Source organism: Paenibacillus sp. Y930 (genome assembly GCF_056786375.1).
The window spans coordinates 137,216-156,033 of record NZ_JBXCIX010000005.1 but is presented as its reverse complement, the minus strand read 5'-3'; the positions used below and the strand labels follow the sequence as shown (position 1 = coordinate 156,033).

General features: G+C 36.3%; 19 protein-coding genes and 1 pseudogene. 11 read left to right on the top strand and 9 right to left on the bottom strand.

What is annotated here, in order from left to right:
• The first annotated feature begins 27 nt into the window (after window positions 1-27).
• On the top strand, window positions 28-648 hold the full coding sequence (locus AC1TO5_RS15730; protein WP_482063782.1) for a DUF3298 and DUF4163 domain-containing protein: 621 nt from the start codon (window positions 28-30) through the stop codon (window positions 646-648).
• Window positions 649-795: 147 nt separating this feature from the next.
• Here AC1TO5_RS15730 and rsiV read toward each other — a convergent pair whose 3' ends face one another.
• Together rsiV and AC1TO5_RS15720 are read right to left on the bottom strand one after the other, a co-directional pair.
• Window positions 796-1,683, bottom strand: a complete 888-nt coding sequence (gene rsiV / locus AC1TO5_RS15725) for an anti-sigma-V factor RsiV (protein WP_482063781.1) — start codon at window positions 1,681-1,683, stop codon at window positions 796-798.
• Window positions 1,676-2,182: an RNA polymerase sigma factor gene (locus AC1TO5_RS15720; RefSeq protein ID WP_482063780.1), complete on the bottom strand. Its 507-nt coding sequence runs from the start codon at window positions 2,180-2,182 to the stop codon at window positions 1,676-1,678. Before AC1TO5_RS15720 ends, rsiV begins: the two co-directional genes overlap by 8 nt.
• A 321-nt stretch (window positions 2,183-2,503) precedes the next feature.
• On the opposite strand from AC1TO5_RS15720, the gene AC1TO5_RS15715 reads away from it, so the two are divergent.
• A complete protein-coding gene (locus AC1TO5_RS15715; protein ID WP_482063779.1) occupies window positions 2,504-3,556 on the top strand; it encodes an NAD(P)-dependent alcohol dehydrogenase in 1,053 nt (350 codons plus the stop codon).
• A gap of 590 nt (window positions 3,557-4,146) precedes the next feature.
• On the opposite strand, the gene AC1TO5_RS15710 is transcribed toward AC1TO5_RS15715, so the two are convergent.
• Window positions 4,147-5,445: a DUF3238 domain-containing protein gene (locus AC1TO5_RS15710; protein WP_482063778.1), complete on the bottom strand. Its 1,299-nt coding sequence runs from the start codon at window positions 5,443-5,445 to the stop codon at window positions 4,147-4,149.
• 826 nt (window positions 5,446-6,271) lie between these two features.
• On the opposite strand from AC1TO5_RS15710, the gene AC1TO5_RS15705 reads away from it, so the two are divergent.
• From AC1TO5_RS15705 to AC1TO5_RS15690, 4 genes are all read left to right on the top strand, one after another.
• Window positions 6,272-6,841 (top strand): TetR/AcrR family transcriptional regulator, encoded by a 570-nt coding sequence (locus tag AC1TO5_RS15705; protein ID WP_482063777.1) that lies wholly within the window; start codon window positions 6,272-6,274, stop codon window positions 6,839-6,841.
• Between the two features lie 271 nt (window positions 6,842-7,112).
• Window positions 7,113-10,223 (top strand): MMPL family transporter, encoded by a 3,111-nt coding sequence (locus tag AC1TO5_RS15700; protein ID WP_482063776.1) that lies wholly within the window; start codon window positions 7,113-7,115, stop codon window positions 10,221-10,223.
• A gap of 1 nt (window position 10,224) precedes the next feature.
• Entirely contained in the window at window positions 10,225-10,659 is a 435-nt protein-coding gene (locus AC1TO5_RS15695) for a hypothetical protein (RefSeq protein WP_482063775.1), read from the top strand.
• Between the two features lie 33 nt (window positions 10,660-10,692).
• Window positions 10,693-11,280 carry a hypothetical protein gene (locus AC1TO5_RS15690; protein WP_482063774.1) on the top strand — a complete coding sequence of 196 codons (588 nt, stop codon included), beginning with the start codon at window positions 10,693-10,695 and terminating at the stop codon, window positions 11,278-11,280.
• A 111-nt stretch (window positions 11,281-11,391) separates the two neighbouring features.
• Here AC1TO5_RS15690 and AC1TO5_RS15685 read toward each other — a convergent pair.
• Both AC1TO5_RS15685 and AC1TO5_RS15680 read right to left on the bottom strand, forming a co-directional pair.
• A pseudogene (locus tag AC1TO5_RS15685) lies at window positions 11,392-11,600 on the bottom strand (hypothetical protein).
• Between the two features lie 498 nt (window positions 11,601-12,098).
• Window positions 12,099-12,953: an arginase family protein gene (locus AC1TO5_RS15680; protein WP_482063773.1), complete on the bottom strand. Its 855-nt coding sequence runs from the start codon at window positions 12,951-12,953 to the stop codon at window positions 12,099-12,101.
• A 106-nt stretch (window positions 12,954-13,059) separates the two neighbouring features.
• On the opposite strand from AC1TO5_RS15680, the gene AC1TO5_RS15675 reads away from it, so the two are divergent.
• The gene (locus AC1TO5_RS15675) at window positions 13,060-13,398 is read left to right on the top strand and encodes a winged helix-turn-helix transcriptional regulator (protein WP_482063772.1); all 339 of its coding nucleotides are present in this window, start codon (window positions 13,060-13,062) and stop codon (window positions 13,396-13,398) included.
• 119 nt (window positions 13,399-13,517) lie between these two features.
• Here AC1TO5_RS15675 and AC1TO5_RS15670 read toward each other — a convergent pair whose 3' ends face one another.
• Window positions 13,518-14,168 (bottom strand): nitroreductase family protein, encoded by a 651-nt coding sequence (locus tag AC1TO5_RS15670; protein WP_482063771.1) that lies wholly within the window; start codon window positions 14,166-14,168, stop codon window positions 13,518-13,520.
• Between the two features lie 118 nt (window positions 14,169-14,286).
• Here AC1TO5_RS15670 and AC1TO5_RS15665 point away from each other — a divergent pair, with 118 nt between their 5' ends.
• Both AC1TO5_RS15665 and AC1TO5_RS15660 read left to right on the top strand, forming a co-directional pair.
• Entirely contained in the window at window positions 14,287-14,655 is a 369-nt protein-coding gene (locus AC1TO5_RS15665; RefSeq protein WP_482063770.1) for a helix-turn-helix domain-containing protein, read from the top strand.
• Window positions 14,656-14,874: 219 nt separating this feature from the next.
• The gene (locus AC1TO5_RS15660) at window positions 14,875-15,180 is read left to right on the top strand and encodes a DUF3889 domain-containing protein (RefSeq protein ID WP_482063769.1); all 306 of its coding nucleotides are present in this window, start codon (window positions 14,875-14,877) and stop codon (window positions 15,178-15,180) included.
• Between the two features lie 38 nt (window positions 15,181-15,218).
• On the opposite strand, the gene AC1TO5_RS15655 is transcribed toward AC1TO5_RS15660, so the two are convergent.
• Both AC1TO5_RS15655 and AC1TO5_RS15650 read right to left on the bottom strand, forming a co-directional pair.
• Window positions 15,219-15,449: a hypothetical protein gene (locus tag AC1TO5_RS15655; RefSeq protein WP_482063768.1), complete on the bottom strand. Its 231-nt coding sequence runs from the start codon at window positions 15,447-15,449 to the stop codon at window positions 15,219-15,221.
• Window positions 15,450-15,511: 62 nt separating this feature from the next.
• Window positions 15,512-15,781 (bottom strand): hypothetical protein, encoded by a 270-nt coding sequence (locus tag AC1TO5_RS15650; RefSeq protein ID WP_482063767.1) that lies wholly within the window; start codon window positions 15,779-15,781, stop codon window positions 15,512-15,514.
• 249 nt (window positions 15,782-16,030) lie between these two features.
• Here AC1TO5_RS15650 and AC1TO5_RS15645 point away from each other — a divergent pair, with 249 nt between their 5' ends.
• Together AC1TO5_RS15645 and AC1TO5_RS15640 are read left to right on the top strand one after the other, a co-directional pair.
• Window positions 16,031-16,672 (top strand): DUF4004 family protein, encoded by a 642-nt coding sequence (locus AC1TO5_RS15645; protein WP_482063766.1) that lies wholly within the window; start codon window positions 16,031-16,033, stop codon window positions 16,670-16,672.
• Between the two features lie 3 nt (window positions 16,673-16,675).
• Window positions 16,676-17,422 carry a polymer-forming cytoskeletal protein gene (locus AC1TO5_RS15640; RefSeq protein WP_482063765.1) on the top strand — a complete coding sequence of 249 codons (747 nt, stop codon included), beginning with the start codon at window positions 16,676-16,678 and terminating at the stop codon, window positions 17,420-17,422.
• Window positions 17,423-17,538: 116 nt separating this feature from the next.
• On the opposite strand, the gene AC1TO5_RS15635 is transcribed toward AC1TO5_RS15640, so the two are convergent.
• A complete protein-coding gene (locus AC1TO5_RS15635; protein WP_482063764.1) occupies window positions 17,539-18,735 on the bottom strand; it encodes a polysaccharide deacetylase family protein in 1,197 nt (398 codons plus the stop codon).
• Window positions 18,736-18,818: the final 83 nt, after the last annotated feature.

The window sequence follows — 18,818 nt, the reverse complement described above, 5'->3', positions numbered from 1 at the left end:
AGAAAAAAAGTTAGTGGGTGAGTGACGATGTCAGAGATGTTTCCAGTATGTGTACAAACTAATATTGTATCCAATGGCCCTGAAAAGATCGTTTATTATCCAGAGATTGTAGGGGTAACTAATAAAAAGTGGCAGCGCGAAGTAAATAATAAATTAGCAGAGCAGACGCAGCAGCTTATCCATATGCTCGTTGGCGATGCACCAGAAACGTTAACTATTATGATGGGATCTTATGAAGTGAAAAATAATCAGCGTAATATATTAAGCATTACGCAATCGAATTCTGCATATCATTATCACGCTGCACATGGAATGAGATATTTGAAATCATTAACGTTCGATATGGGCAAAGAAAAGCAATATTCGTTATCGGAATTGTTCATTCCTGGCAGCGACTATGTAAGTCGTCTATCTAAGCTAGTCGCCCAGCAAATTAAGCAACGCGGAATTGAGACCTTTGAGCCATTTACGAGTATTGATGCGGAACAATCCTTCTATATTGCTGATAAAACGTTAGTGCTCTACTATCAGCTATATGATATTACACCGTATGTCTTCGGCTTTCCGATATTTCCGATTTCCGTGTATGATATCGCAGATATCGTCGTCGATGATGGTCCACTTGGCGTGATGGCTGTGAATGATTAATAATCAGGAAGAAAGCGACTACACATGAGTATGCATAGTCGCTTTTTATACGGTGTCTTCCCAGAAAGACTTCCCCTTCAGATGCGATGTCGAATAACCTTCGAAGCAAATCTTCGTTATCAAAGTCTGCTCTTTGAACTTCCCCTACTAGTGGATATATTGATCACTAACAAGTACATCTGCCAGCAACTCACTCGGAATTTCAAATGTCGGATTGCCCATATATCCAGGTGCTACATCATATTTATCAAATGCAATGACTAGCTTACCGTCTTTCGTAATATAGAAGCCTTGTTCGGGATCAATAGTAGTGAATAAATCAACGAGTGCTTCATCAGCAATGCCTGCATCAGCAACCCAATACGTTTTATCCGAATTTGTCTCGATAATTTGTTGTTTCATCTGTTCTTTCACATTATCGCTAATAATCTGAATGTATTGGTCATTTTTGAACAGACTAGGTAGCGTCAGCAACAATTCATTCTGTTTATCGATCGTATCATACTTGATAACCGTTGAAGATGAACCTACCGTATTCACTGTGTAACGACTAATCGTCAATAATTGATCGTTATCAGTAATGATTTCATAACCACTATCTACGCCAAGATGACCTCCCCCATTGTCATCCATATATTTCATATCTTTCACAAACTGATCATACAGTGCTTGAGCTTCTTGTTTGTATTTCTCATTTAACAAAGAGGAAATTTGATCAGATCCACTGTTTTCAATTTCAGGGACGTCAATATTTGCAGAATATTTATCCTTATCTACCGTATATGTCTTCCAAATTAGCACACTCACAACATTGCCGAGCACTGGAATATCCGATAGCGACTTCGCCATCACTGGACTTACATTGAGACAAGCGGTAAATAAGAGGGCAGCTGCGACAGATCCGAAGCCCCACTTACGCCCAATAATTTTTTTTCTTCTATGCTGAGCAATCGTTGAACGTACCGTAACATCTAATTGCTCAGGAATCTGTACAGATTCATACTGCTTCTCTAGTTGCTCTAAATGTTTATCCATTGCGATTCTCTCCTTCTTCGTCCTGCAATTCAATCTTAAGAATTTTCAATGCTTTATACAGTCTAGCTTTGACCGTATTAATATTGCTATTAAGTACATGGGCGATATCTTCAATCTTCATATCTTCAAAAAAGCGTAAAATAATAATCTCACGATAAATCGTTGGTAGTTGATGAAGTGCCACCTGCAAATCGAGGTCGGCGTAAGTATCGATTTGCTGCGAGAGCAACGATTCCAATACTGGATCTTCAACAACGGAAGTTCGCTTATGTTTGCGCAAGAAGTCGATAGATGTACGAACAACAATTTGATAGAACCAGCTTTTCATTTGCGGTTCGCCATGAAGAGTATTCAGATGTTCTAATGCTTTGCGAATACTCTCTTGCACAATATCAAGCGCATCTTGTTCTTGATGGGTATAGCTATATGCAAGCAAATAAAATCGTTTTTTATTATCCATAATAAAGTCGATTAATCTGCCCTCCAAATTTGGCTTCATTAATAGGATCCTTCTTTCAAGTAATAAATACGTATATAATATAGACGGCTTGAGTAATAGAAAAAGTTGAAGACTTGCCAAAAAAATGATTCCAAATGGCTATTGTTATCAATGTTTTCCATATATAACGGTAATTACTCATGCAAATGAGTGTAATAACGGCAAATCTACATTAGGGGTATCATGTAACGTTATCGTGATAAGACAATGATCCAATCCAAGGGAAATGTGTTACTATTATGCCAAGGGATCGTGGCATTTACGATGGCTGATTAATCAGCAAAACTTATACTATTTTGTCTATCGAAAGAAGGAATAATAATGACTACCCAATTAATGACTGCTGCAGTGTTGAACAAGCCATTAGAGATGGAAATGAAACAAATTCCTATTCCAGTTCCAAAGGCTGATGAAGCGTTAATTAAAGTGTATTGCATCGGTGTATGCGGTTCTGATGTGCATTATTATGAGCATGGTCGCATTGGTCGCTATGTCGTAGAACAGCCAATTATTTTGGGGCATGAGCTAGCTGGAGAAGTTGTTGAGATTGGTTCTGCTGTACAAAATGTTGCAGTAGGTGATCGCGTAGCGGTTGAACCAGGGGTAACATGTGGTCGTTGTGAATATTGCAAATCAGGTCGCTATAATCTTTGTCCTGATGTCGTATTTATGGCAACTCCACCTGTAGATGGCGCATGGGCTGAATATGTAACCGTTCGCAGCGATTTCTTATTCAAGCTTCCAGAAGGGATTAGCTATGAGCAAGGTGCACTACTTGAGCCACTATCTGTAGGTATTCATGCGATGAATCGCGCACAAGTAACTCCGGCTGACCGTGTACTTGTCACGGGGTTAGGACCGATCGGTTTGCTAGCTATTCAAGCTGCCAAAATGTACGGTGTTAGTGAAATTTACGCGACAGATATCGTTCCATTCAGACAAGAGCTAGCTAAGGAAATGGGCGTTACGGCTGTTATTAACCCAATGGAAGTTAATGTTAAGGACGCGCTTGAAGAGCTTACTGGTGGTCGCGGTGTGACTGTAGTTGTAGAGTCATCTGGTAATGGTCGTGCCATTGGAGATGCTATTAAGGCAGTCAAACGTGGTGGGCGTATCGTTCTAGTTGGAATGCCTGCAGCCGATGAAATTCCAGTGGAAATTAATACGATTATTGACTCAGAGCTTAATGTATATGGATTATTCCGTTATGCAAACACTTACCCAGGAGCGATTGCTGCACTTACAAGTGGAAGTGTAGATATCGAAAAAGTCATTACCCATAAATATAGTCTAAATGAGACAAAAGCAGCTGTTGAAATGGCAAGAACGCAAAAGGATACAAGTATTAAAGTTATGATCTATCCAGGACAATAAAAAACAGTAGAGTCTGCTTCCGCGACGGGAGTAGACTCTAAAGCGAAATATTATAAAAAGCAAGCCAAAATTGAAGTAGGTGAAATTTTTTATAAACGTTTTAATTTCTTAGAAATGAAGAGTAAAGTAAATTGACATAAAGCGAAAATAAATCCAGCAAGCGAAAATTGGAGGATCAACATGATTCCCCCCGTTACACTAGCGGAAGGATTAATAATTAGAAAAATAACACCTAACAGAACTCCAAGTAATGAATAAGCTATAAGTTGATTCATTTCATAATTTTTCTTGGAAATAAATTTATCAACATAAATTGTTAATGGAATACCGATAAAAAAATAGATAAAGAACAATAGTAAAAATCCAACTCCGAACTTAGTAATATATGAATAATATAATACTAAATCGTTGTTTTTATTATGTTCACTTACGGCTGTATAGATTACACTGAGGATAACGGCAGAAATAATTGATGAAAATATTTTGTTAATAATAACTCCTCCCCTATATTATTATAATCTAATAAATACAAGATTCAAAGTATAACAAATAACCCGATATCATATCTAAAAGATATCGGGTTATTCTAACTAATTAGATACGGAGAATGTTTTTGCTAAGGTACTAGGTGCACCTAAATATTCAAATCCTTCATGACCATTTATATAAATGCCTATAGAAGCACCATTACTTACCTTTAGATATAACTCATGGGCTGGTGCGCGATCATGTATTCCTTGAAAACTATATGTTCCATTCTTTTGAGTAACAACGTTCAAAGTATAATCAATTTCATTTCCTGCAACTGAGTATGGATTTCCAGATTTGTGATATACAGTTACATCTACCTTTGAAGAGGTCTTGCTATTTACTATTCGATTGATATTATTACCAGAATCAGTTTTATTACTGACTGCCTTATAATTTTTATCATAAGCATAAGTTGTACTTACATTTTTGTAGAATGCTTCACTAGCTATAGTTGTATCTGTATAAAAAATGCTATCTCCAAGTGTTTTAGTTCTGTAGGCTTCAGATGTGATGCTAAATCCGCGATTATCACCTTTGAAATACTTAATGTTATCTCCCCAAGTTGCAAAGTTATACCATGGATCTTCTGCATAATCAAAAGGTATAAAAGTTTTGTATGTCCACTTAAAAGAGTTATTGATGGCATAAGTTGTTAGTAAAGTAGGCTCAGCGATCTTAATAATACTATAAGGTTTAAAAGCTAGATTCTCAAGATCAGTTTCACTAAGAGGCTTTCCTAATTTATTATAAAATAACGCTAATTCATCTTTTTCAGTCTCTGACATGGACAACTCGAACTGTATTTCATATGAAGTATATAAATCACTCGAAGGTTCTAAATCAGTAAATGATGGTACAGTCGTTGCTCCGATAAGTGTATTATTCTTTAGAATCTTATACGATTCTACTCCTGGAACTTTCTCCCAAACTAATTTGGTATAGTTTTTAGAAACAATCAAATCTGCATTTAAATTGATATCTAATTGTTGTTTTGTTACTTTATTATTGGTAGTTTTAGTGGAAATATAAAATTCATCAATAGTATTATCTTTCTCATCAAAGAATGACATAAGATATCTATATGAGCTATCAGATTCTAGTCCTTTAATTCTTACAGTTGGTTCATTACCTTTATAAAGATCCTCATTAGCATCGTCATTTAAATCCGTAATAATGAAATAGTCTGCTTTTGTATCAATTGAAAAGTCAATGTAATGATTTGAAGGTGTAGTATTTAAGTTGATTGCCTTGGCTTGTATAGCTGAATCTGTTTTTTCTGCGGACGTGTACAATGGAGTAATAAATGTAAAAATAAGTGTAAGTGCTACCAAAAGTTTAATAGTTTTTAATGTTTTCATTATTGCACTCCTTATCCAATTTAATTAGTTATTCTATTCTTCCAACCCACCTTTCAAATCAGAATGTTATAATAAAAACTTACTACACTTACTTTAGTATGTTTATATTTCTTTTTTTTCCATGTGCAAAAAGAACTAATTTGGTATTATTATCACTACTTTAGTATTTTTTTGGAATATAATTAAACTAGGACAAGTATATTGTTGGGGATTAATGGATTCGAACGAATCTATGCTTTGTTAAACCGGCTAGGGGTCATACTGAGATTAGCTATCCATATGACTTGTGAAGCGGTACGCTCCTACGTCTAGATAAATGTAGATCAGCTCAATCCCTTTTTGGTGATTTATGCAAACCTGGCAACGAGTTTTAAAGAGTCTGAGAACGAATACGACGTAGGTGCAACTTTCATTACTTGTTTTTTCTTTATTGTGTTACCATAATGCATAAGCTAATTTCAAGCTGCAAAGAAAATATATGGTTTGTGAATTGTTATTCATTACTGTATGTTTTAAATATAGGCACTAGAGTATGATGCATAATAGGTTTCTTTCTAATACGATATAGTGCATTAACAACGGACTTCTCTGTGATGCTTATTCGAATAGATATATTGATATAGGAATTTTCTTGTTGTGAAATTGTGTAAAAAAATCCGAACTAGAGTCATCATCCTTGTAATCTAAGGGATATGAAATATTTAGAAAAGTATGTTTTTTTACGTAAGGATTGCTTTGATAACACTATACTGTTCAAAGTTGCAAAGCAAAATCAATTGCTATAAAATAATGAATGAATATTCATTCCGCATATAAGGAGAAAGATATGGCTAACAATAAGCGTGAAGATATACTTAGCGCAGCGCTGCAATTATTTGCAGATCGAGGATATGATGGAACAACGGTACCGATGATTGCTGAACAAGCTAATGTAGGCGCAGGAACGATATATCGTTATTTTGAAAGTAAAGAACAGTTAGTCAATGTACTATTCCAGCAATGGGTTGAAACTTTAGCTAATAGTATCGTGATGGGTGATGATGAGGCCCGAATGCCACTGAGAGAGCAATTCAGCTGGATATTCAAGAAACTAATTACTTTTTCTAATGATCATCTACATGCCATCTTATTTATTGATTCACATTGTGGTGGTCTGTACTTAGATGAAAAAAGTTCACAGCAATTTAACACAATGCTTAACGTATTTCGTGAAGTGCTCGAATATGGTAAGAAAGAGGGAATCATCAAAAACTTTAATGTGAACGCATTAATTGGCATGGTATGGGGGGCATTTGTGCAGCTATTCAAACTTATTCGCAACGGTATATTAGAAAACAATGATGAGCTGTTCTACCATGCAGAAGTCAGCTGCTGGGATGCTCTCAAAAAAGCGTAATAAGACTATGAACCTACTACTATAGGTTCTACTTTGGATTAGGAATGAACGTTCATTCCTAATAAGTGATTTATGCTTGTCATATGAATTTTTGTTTGCAGGAGGCTAGTTGTGAAGTTACAAAAAGTTTGGTCCATGCTTCCGATGTAACTTTTCATTTGCGAGAAGTTAGTCCGAGAAGACAATGAAAAGTTAGTCAATGCTTTCGTAGCTACTTTTTGTTACTAAGAAGCAGTTCAGGAAGTTACAAAAAGTTTTAGGAGGAGTTAAAGTGAAGAAGTGGTTGAATATTAGATCGATAAGTTTAGTAAGTTGGATTGTTATAACGATTGTTATACTCGTGATGATGCCGAATATGGATCAGCTTGTCCGAGAGAAAGGTCAAATAACGATACCAGACTCGGCACAGAGTGAAATAGCAGCGCAGCTAATGAATGAGATGCAAAATAAAGATAAGTCGACCTATGATATTATCGCTGTATTCCATAGTGGTAGTAATGAAGTTTTATCAACAGCGCAATATGCTCAAATTGAAAATATCATGGAGCAGTTAAAGGCAGAAAGTAGTACGTTAGGCATATTGGAGATGACTACGCATCTTGACCATGAAGCTGCGGAGAAGCAATTGGCATCAGAGGATGGAACTACAATCTTAATGCAATTATCGGTCAGTCAGGACAGTGGTACGATTACGGAAATAGCCGATCGTTTGAATATTATCGTTGATCAAGAGGGAATCGAGACCTATTTAACAGGGACGGGATTAGTACTAGAGGATTTTGTACAATCGTCGCAGGCAGGTATTCAGCGAACAGAAGTTATTGCTATCGTATTTATACTTATAGTTCTTATTATTGTGTTCCGTTCGCCAATTGTTCCACTTATTTCATTGCTATCGGTAGGTGTATCTTATCTTGTATCGATGGGTATTGTTGCACAGTTAGTCGATCACTATAATTATCCATTTTCTAATTTTACACAAGTATTTTTAGTCGTTATTTTGTTTGGAATAGGTACGGACTACAATATACTATTATTTACACGATTCAAAGAAGAACTCAGTCGTTCGAGCAATGTTCTGGAAGCCATTAAAGCTACGTATCAATCAGCTGGGAAAACGGTTGTATATAGCGGATTAGCTGTATTTATCGGCTTTATTACACTGCTATTTGCGGAATTCCAAGTTTATCGCTCAAGTTCTGCAGTAGCAATTGGTGTTGCTGTACTAATTCTCGTATTACTTACATTAAATCCATTCTTTATGGCGATTATGGGTAGAAAAATGTTCTGGCCTGTGAAAAAGTTCGAAGGGCATAGTGACAGTCGCTTATGGGCAAATTTATCGAAGTTTTCAGTAATGCGACCGATTATTACATTAGTAATTGTGCTAGCGCTATGTATTCCAATTGCGTTGTCCTATAGCAGAGTATTGAGTTATAACGATCTTATTGAAGTTGAAGATCACTATCGCTCGAAACAAGGGATTAATGTCATTGAAGAACATTATTCTGCAGGATTCTCATCACCGACAACGTTAGTCTTGAAGATGGATCGCGAGCTTGATAATACATTAGACTTACAGGCGATTGATGAGTTAACGGCTACTTTATTAAATGTAGATGGCGTATCGAGTATATACACCGTTACACGGCCTGAAGGTGAAAAGATCAAAGAATTATATATTAGTGATCAAACAGAAAATCTTAATTCAGGATTGAATGAAGTATCTGATGGTGTTAATACGATTAATGAAGGCTTCAAAGGTGTAGAGGAGCAGTTAAGTGGCCAGAGCACCAATGATCTAGATAGCATTCAACAATTAATTAACGGCACAAGTACAGTACAAGCAGGGGCAACGCAGTTAGGTAATGTACTCGTGCAATTGTCAGATGGAATTGCTAATGGTGCGACAGGTGCAGAGGAGCTTGAAGCGGGGCTGATCACATTACAGCAAAATATTACGGAGCTTTCTACCGGTGTATCTAGTTTGTACAGTGGATATTCCGAATTATATTCAGGGTTGAATTTGTATGGCAACCAATTTACAGCGATTAAGCTAGCAATCAATGGAGCTATTGAAGGTTATAAGCAAATCGAACAAAGTATGAACCTACTTATTGAAGAACAACCAGAGCTAGCGAATCATACGAGCATTCAGACGACATTGGAGGTAGCAGCTTCAGCACAGTCGCAATTGTCTGAATTAGTTACTGGTCTAGATCAATGGAGTACCCAGCATGAAACGGCGATGTCGGCACTCTTAACTGCGAATAAGTCATTGTTAACGGTGAGCGGTGTATTTGGATTAATGAATGATGGTGTTACCACACTTATTACAGGCTCAGACAGTCTAGGCAAAGGTTTACAAGAAGGCTCACAAGGCTCAGCCGAGCTCGCTGGGAAAAGCGGAGAGCTTGCAACGGGTATCAAGCAGATTAATGATGGGCAACGTGAAATCTTATCCAAATTAACGGGGCTTGTTACACAAATGACAAAGCTACAAAGTGGCTTAACCGAGAGTACGAATGGATTAGACCAGATCAGTGAAGGCTTAACGGAAGCTCAGAATTATTTGAATGGTTTAAGTGTTTCTTCAGCTGCTCAGAAGTTTTATATTCCTGACGATGTCATTATAAGCGATGAATTCCAGCAATCGATGAATATGTATATGTCAGATGATCGCAAATTTGTAACGATGAACATTGTACTTTCGGTCAATCCATACAGCAAAGAAGCTATTACAATCGTACAAAATGTGAATAAGCAGCTTCAAGCATCGATTGAAGGCAGTATCTTGCAAGAGGCACAGTATGCACTCGGCGGTAAGTCATCGCAAAATGTGGATCTTCAACAGATTTCAAGCTCAGATCTGAATCGAACAGCAATTATGATGCTAATTGGTATAGGTATTGTATTACTATTTATAACAAGATCACTGTGGAGCTCGTTCATTATTGTAGTATCTTTATTAATAACGTATCTCGTATCGCTTGGCCTGACAGAATTAGTCACTACAAAAATATTAAAAGTTGAAGCTATTGGTTGGAATGTACCATTTTTCGGATTCATTATGATCGTTGCGCTTGGCGTAGATTACAGTATCTTCCTGATGATGCGGTATCGCGAAGTACAGCATATTGAGAAAGATGCTATCCTCGTTGCTGCACGTAATATCGGAGGCGTCGTTATCTCGGCAGCGATTATACTTGGCGGAACATTTGCCGCGCTCATTCCATCCGGAATATATACATTAATTGAAGTAGCGATTATGGTTATTTTCGGATTAATGATATTGAGCCTAATTATGTTACCTACATTTATTCCTGCAATTATGTCTTTAATGGGAAAGGCAAGTAAGCGTCGAAGAAACGAGGAGGGATAGTTTGAGGAAATATCTGTTTTTGCTCATTTCACTCTGGCTGGCAAGCACTTTTATTACAGTAGGGTCAATTCATGCGGATTGGGCTCACAAATTTGTTGTAAACGACGGTAAATCCTATATCATTTCGGACACTCCAATTGAAATGGATCAAATCTGTTCAAAAATTGGCAAAGTTACATCATATTCAGACGAGGAAGGCACATACTGGGGTAATTTTTCGAATTACTATCCGAAAGGTACTGAATATTACATTATTAAAGACGTTGACATAAAAGAGGCGATTGCAATAAAGGTAGACGATGGATCATTTGTTAAAGCCGACTATAAGGGTGAATATGCAGGTGGATTATTTGATTGGAGCAAAGTTGTATGGTATATTGCCGGGGTATTCTTGCTATTTATTGTTATTATTTTGGTGAAAAACAACTGGAAGTGATTCAAATATAGAAAAGAAAGGCAGGTTACAGAAGTGAAACATTCTAAAATAAGAAATCTTCTTGTACTACTTTTAGTAATATCACTTGGGTATAATTTTCTAATGTTTTACGACCACCAGCATTCCATCAAACAAAAGCAACGTCACAATCAATCTGCTCTAAGGTTTATTTCTGTTTTAGGAGAGAATATAGCTGGAAGGTTAGAGGAATTTCTCGATCATTCTCATGGAGTGGAAAATGAAGAAGATAGAGAAATACTGTTTAATTCATGGAGAATTGTTCAAGGAGAAAGTCGAAGTGTCAATTCTGAATTGGCAAGAATGAGTCCATATGAAATGGGGGGATTTGAGACCAAGTGGAGCTTATTACAGTATAGCTTAATACGTATCGATTATTTTTTATACGGTCTAAATCTTGATTTTCTAGAAACACGTTCTTATTCTATCGATGATGAGGAAAGAGAAAAATTAAAAGCCATCATTACTGTATATCAAAAGATACACAAAGCAGTAAATTCAGAAAGTGTTAATTCAGTACTTGTAATTGACTCATTAACTGAAGAAATGAAGATTATAGATGAGTATTACGAAACAACTTTGGAGAGATTGAAACAAGATTAAAACTCCCATTATCAACAAAATAAAATAAAAGTATCGAAGCCTGGATATATGTGAAAAAATAGCACCAATTCCTCTGTAAAAGAAATTAGTACTTCATTTGTTGACTATACGTTATCGTGCCTCTTTTGGCGGTTGGCACACCTGACATTTACGTTGGTTTTTGTTGTTAAACTTCGTAAATGTTTTTCAAAATTGCTACCACATGCACATTTAAATAATAACTTTTGAGAAAAACCATGATATTCCGTCGTTAACAACTTACTTTCCGAATTGTTCTCAACAAATTTTTTAATCTCAGCGACTGTCCATCGTTTTTGCATTCGCATACACCTCTGTAATTCATCTGTTTAATTATGAGTAAAAACCGTGGTTATCTTAAGCTACTTATTATAGTATGGCTTGTACACATGTGAAATAGAAAAAAACACTTATGGGTCCATGATGATTGCATAAGTGTTTGTAGATAGTTCCGCTCATTTTGGATTTTCTCTGGTTTGACGAAATCCTCACGTTTTTCATTCAATTTTCAGAATGCATTATACTAATATTATCACTGCAAACATTAAAAGGCTAAAAAGAAGGCCTCTCAACAATTCAACGAATTGATGAAAGACCCTCATAATTAAAGTGATTTTGTGGAACTTATACGTTCTAGACCTTGATTTACCAAGGGTTTAGAGTTTTCTTTACCCGAAAGAGAGGAAGGTCGATCAACTATGGTGTATAGAGTCGATGGGTTAATTTGACCTCAAATAACCAACGATCGGGGTGCATCTACACCCTCCCAAAAGTTGTGGAAGTATTTGTTTGTGGCTTTACTAATTTAAAATAGGTATTTCTCCAAGAAATTTCTTCATGTTAATAGCATCCCAAGGCAAATGTTCCGTTATACCAAAACCTACTACGTCTGTTAGTTCAGAAAGTTCTTTCACTATATGAAGTAATTGAGTCATCTGCATAGTTCCAGCAGCAGAAAAATCATAAGAAGCTTCGGGGTTGGCAAATAATAACGAACGAAATGCCTTTGGGTCAAGCACATCTAAATCAATGTGGATGGCTAGATGTTTAATATCACTTTGTTTAATCCAATTCTTAATAGATTCAGTACTGTTCTTTAACTGTTTAGTTCCAGCAGTTTTAATACCTAGTCTCTGAATAATTTCTGTATCTTGTTCTGTAGGAGTATCTAATCCTGCGAGAAATACATTTTCTGGTTTTAGAGGGATATTCACAAGTTTTGAAAACTCTTTATCTCCTTCTCCTAAAAGATTCCCCAGCGGTAATGTATGTCCATAGTCATATCCAATAATTCTATCTAAATCAGTGTGAGCATCGATCCAAATTAAACCTAATTCCCCTCCGTAAAGTTCATTTAAATAAGCAAATGGGGCTTGTTCGACTAAGCAGTCACCACCAAACATGACAATACGATCTGGTTTATGAGCTTTTATGATATGTTGAGCAGCTTCTAATTGTTCAATTAGTTGTTTTCTCCCGTAAATACCGTTTTCATGTTCAAGAGGTGTTCCATCATAAGCTTTAACTGGTACATGAACAAGAGGGTGATCACTATCTGGAGCAAGCCAAGCAAGCAATTCAGCTCCAAAAGAGTAGTTAGGGTTGTTCCCTCCTTGCCATTGTGGCATTAACATGCGTATTGTTTTTTTATTCATTTTCGACTCTCCTTTACTTCAATGTAAGTTTAGAATATACTAAGTCCAAATAAAAAAGTAGTACGCACTTTTATGATATGTACTACCCGAAAGGATAGTGTAAACTATGAGTATGACTGAATATAAAGGTAGAGTTAAAGATATTAAAGATACCCCTTTTGGTTATGCAGTTTCGGTTATCGGTGGTAAATGGAAAATGGTTATTATTTTTCTCTTAGCAGAAAATCAAGTGGTTCGCTTTAATGATTTGAAAAGACAAATAGGAGCTATTACTTATAAAACATTAAGTTCACAACTAAAAGAATTAGAAGCAGATGGTTTGGTGATACGAAAAGAGTATCCCCAGGTTCCTCCTAAAGTCGAGTACAGTCTCACAGATAAAGCGAAAACATTATTACCAATTTTGGAAGATTTGTGTGAGTGGGGAGTAAACAACCAAAATTAATTAAATTTTAATTTGTGTAACTCCAGAAAAGGCGACCATAACTGTATCAAAAAAAATGGTCGTATCCACTGGGTACGACCATTACCGATCTTTTTTTCTTAGCTTGGTGTAACGATTGATTATGCCCAGGTTGTAGTTGTTTCAACTGGCAGTCGGTAAGAAGGAAAGCCCTCTTGGGCTGCTTTTCCCATTGAGATCAACATGACCGGTTGGAACCGCTCTTTGTCCAGTCCAAAAGCTTCCGCAATCTGATCTTTATCATAACCGGCCATCGGGTTGGTGTCATATCCGTGAGCACGGGCTACAAGCATCAGCTGCATCGAAAAGAGACCCGAGTCAATGAGGTTCACGTCACGTAAGTCGGATGCAGCCAAGCTAGCATAATAAGGTTTCGCTTGTTGCAATTGCATATCCTTGATGTCCCCTGGCATGTATCCAAGTTCCACAGCTTTGCCGTAAATTTCATCCATATATTCAACGTTGTTTGCATCGTAAAATACCGCAATGACAGCCGAAGAAGTCAGAACTTTCGTCTGATTGAAGGTGGCTAGCAATGCCAATTTTTCTTTGCCTTCAGTGCTGTCGATGACAAGGAAACGCCATGGTTGCATGTTAATGGCAGAAGGGGCCCGGGAAGCTATCGTCAAAATTTCGCTCATTTCCTCTCGACTGATTTTTACTTCAGGGTTGTAAATTTTAACAGAACGGCGCTCCAAGACGATTTTATTAAAATCGTTTGTCTTCTGGACTTCACTGGTGATTGTGCTCATATAGATTTCTCTCCTTTTTTATATTTGTGAGATCGTGTTAGATGTCACTTTTCCTTACTATTAGGATTGTAAACTATGAAGTATACTTTATAGCAACAGAAAAAAAGAGGTGATGAATATGAAGATTAGTGAAGTAGCAAAAAATGTTGACCTTCCGATATCAACCATCCGTTTTTATGAGAAAATAGGCATTATTCCTGATGAGTATGTACAGAGAGACCAGAATAATTATCGAGACTATGCTATAGAAATCATCCATCATCTAAATATAGTTAAGAATTGTTTAGATGTTGGTTTTTCAATTCATGATATAAAATCCATGATCTCAAAAAATGGAATATCAAAAGATGAACAAACACATATTCTCAAAGAAAAAATAACACAAATTAAAAATGCTCAAAAAAAATTAGATGCGTCCAAACAATCTCTTTACGATATTCTTGAAATGGATATTGTGTGTGAGGATGGGTTCGGGAAAGTTAAATGAATGACATAATTCGTATAATGATCACTCCAAAGATCAACAATGAAATTAAACGACCACCTGCAGTGGGATCTATTATTATCTTGGCGATCCTGTTGATGGTGAAAAAGAAAGTTACGTTTCACCATATAAATTAATATTGAACTAAAAGGAAGTTTTTTAAGAATACATCTAGATAAAATAGGAGATATTACTGAAAACTTCACCAGATGGGCGGTCACTATGAAAAGATTGATATTATCACTATTAACTATACTAATTATGTCCGCCATTTCAGTCGAAGCTGCGCCTGAATACGCAAAATGGGGTAAAATTGCAGTAGAGGAAACAGAGAAACGATACAGAGCAGACATTATTGATTATAAGCACATCGGTCGTACTGATCTAACAACAAAAAAGTCTGAAGAGAAATTCAAACTATGGATTAGAAGTAAAGAGGGGAACGAGTTTGGGATTTATGTATCCATCGAATTTGACCCGTTAACCGAAATGATCCACTCCATTCAGTTTTCTGAAGCTAATCGTTAGCTTATAGCAAAGAAGCCTTGAACTCGAATGGTTCAAGGCTAAAGTGGTTGAAGCGGCTTTGATGAACGACGTTCCCGAATCAACACGGTAGAAATTATAGTAATTGAAATAAATACCAATACAATAGGAATGATGAATATGGATGGATCACAACCTTCGATGAATAGTGGTAACAAATATCCGATCAATGATGCCGTTAGGGAAATGAACACATACAAACTCGCGCCGAATCCGGCCCGACCTGCAAACATGCGCTGTACATACCCCATCGCCACTCCGTACAAGATAGACACAAAGAAAGAATAAACCGGCTGAATGAGGAAAAAAACGATCAGTGGAGAGTGCGGAGCATATACCAAATATGTAAGCAGTGCACCAAATCCGCCGAGTAATATAATCTTTTTGCCCCCATATTGAGCAGTAGCGACACAATGAAAATCGATACGACTTCACCCTTTGACAATCCGATGCTCTCGCTTAAATAGATGGCGTTCATCGGAGCTAAAATACCCATGCCAATACCATAGCAAAATAGCGTAAACAGCATCCTACCTGCACCATCGACCTGCAAAAAACGTTTCATATCTGCAACAATCTGCATCTACATTCTGCTCCATCCATCTTGAAATATATACAAATTATAACAAAGTGTAGCCCGCTTTCCTCGTATTGTCTAGAGCATACCTTCTTTATTTTACTCAGCCTAATCAATCCAACACTAGCAAATAAGGAACTTATACCTTTTTATGTACATAATAACATTCACTATTTACAAATAAAACAATGTTATGTTACGATACAATCAAAATAAAGCGTAACATTGTTACGAAGGTGAAACGAGGGAAATCTGATGCATAATCAGGAGGAATTGATTTCTAAGAAGGATCTACTATTGAAGACAGATATTTCTTATGGGCAATTGTACCGTTGGAAACGACAAGGTCTAATCCCTGATGAATGGTTTAGGAAGCAATCGGCTTATACCGGTCAAGAGACTTTTTTTCCTAGGCGGAGGATGGTGGAACGAATTCATGCGATTTTAGCGATGAAGGATACTCATTCATTAGACGATATGGCTGAGCTTTTCTCGCCAATTAGCGCTAATAGGATATATTTGCTACTAGATATTATAGAGGCTATTGATATAAAGGCTGACGTTGCTAATCTATGCATCCAGCTTTGGGGGAAGCACCGCTTCACTTTTCAAGAGATATTATTGATTGAGCTATTCGATACGATGAAGCAGGATATTAGCTTGTCTGAGGAAGAGAGCGAGGAATGGCTGGTCACTGCGAGGCAGTGGGCGCAGCATCTAACAGGAACGGATATGCAAGTTATCGTCTACAGGAGGGGATTAATACTTCAATATATGATGATAGACAATCCCGGCAGATTCTATCTTGATCATTACTCTCAATTCGTACAAAAGTATGATTTATCAGAACGGTCGAACAATTTAATCGAGAAATTACAAAAGGTGATGGAGGGATAGTTAATGAAACAATCGCGACAAGGGAACGCAGTCATTAGCGGCAGCGGGCAATTAGCAGGTGGTTTGTATGAAAATATCACTATTTCTGGATCTAGCAATATTAATGGTGATATTAATGCATTAGATGTAAAAGTTTCTGGATCGGCGCATTTTTATGGAAATGTGTCATCCGAATCCGTAACAGTAAACGGCTCAGCAAAGTTTGATGGAGATATTAACGTCAATAGGTATGTATCATCAGGTTCTACTATGATTAATGGACATCTGCATGGTCGGGTAGTTACTTCTAACGGATCAATGAGCTGTAAACAAGATATACGAGCAGAAGAAATTAAGAATAACGGCAATTTACGTGTTCATGGTGATATCGAGGCTGAATCATTCAATAGTTCTGGTGGTTTCCACGTAAAGGGTTTGTTAAATGCTAGCGAAATTAAGGTTAATATGAGTGGGAGATGCTTTGTCCATGAGATTGGTGGTGACCAAATTATTGTTAAATATAGTCGATTAAATATTATATCGACCCTTTTCCGATCGTTATTTGAACAATTTGGTTACGGTGATATTTGGAGATTGCAATCCGAACAAATTGAAGCTACAGATGTATCTCTTGAATGGAGTAAAGTAGGAACAGTCAGGGGAAATAGAGTGAATATTGGTCCTGGCTGCAAAATTGGGCTAGTTGAATATACAGAAACAGTTGAGATACATCCAAAGGCTAAAGTGGATCATGTAAAGAGAATTATGTAGGTATAGTTTAAGTAGAATACGCTCAAGAACCTCGAACTACTTATCGAGATTCTACTATAGCAAAACGATAGTTGAATCTCGATTGCTATGTCATTAGGGTTTAATTATTCTCAAGTTTAATATAAATTAACAATTTTTAAATTTCGTTCTTGTAAATTCTCGATTATTTTTGGTAAAGCATCAATAACAGATTGAGATTCATGAAAAATGATGACCGATCCGGATACATCAGTGTCCCGTACATAATTGAATATTTTCTCGGAATTATTGGCTTTCCAATCTTCGGAATCCCTATTCCAAAGTACTATTTTGAAATTATTGTTATATACTACAGATTTTACTTGTTCATTTACGTCTCCATAGGGTGGTCTGAAGAGGACTACTTTTACCTTCGTAATATCCTCTATTATTTTAGCAGATTGTAATAGTTCATCTTCTTGTTCTTCAATGGAGAGCTCTGTCATGATAGAATGGCTCATGGAATGGCTACCGATTGAATGTCCATTTGATTGAACATATTGAACATAGTCCGGATATTTCTTGGCGTTAATCCCCAAAAAGAAAAAAGTACCACCAACCTCATAATTCTTTAATATATCGGTAATCGCCATTGTATACTTAGAAGGACCATCATCGAATGTAAGTGCGACGTAACCTTCTGGAATGCTGTAAGTTAAGGAATCATCTATTTCTATATAAGGAAGACTAAATGGATTAGTATCAACACTTTCTATTTTAGTAGAGGAGATAACATTATTTTTTTCTATTATTGTATGGACAGCATTTATTTTAATATCTGAATTGGAAATAACCGCAGCTGCAGTATTAATTGTAGTATTATTTAACTGATGATTTATGTATACGAATATTATGACAACTATAACGCTAACCATTGCGGTTAACCATTTTAAGGAACTATTATGGTGTTTTAGGGTAGATAATCTATTGCTTTTGCTGGTGCTACCAATCTTTATCTCTTCATTTACTGATAGATCCATAGATATAAATGGTAGTTTATATAAGTCAGTAATACTTTGGCTGTTTCTAATAAGATCTAAACAGTTTTTGTAATCAACGGAACAAGTGAAATATATTCGTTCACTTATATCTCGGTATGTTTTTGTAAGTGAACTAATAAATTGGTTTATAGAGGTGTCAAATGATGTATGTAACGATAATCTATATTTGTGATTACGGTCAAATTCATATATGTTTTTGAAATTTTCAATAGTTTCGCAGTCAATTTCCCAGAAAATCTCAAATTCTTGCTCACAGGTTAATTTTATACGCAAATATGACTTTTCATTATTCATTTCTATAGCTACTAGTTCGAGTAATTTTAAGTGATTTACTAACATCTTTGTCCCTTTCTCTAGTAGCAGAAGCAATTATTTCA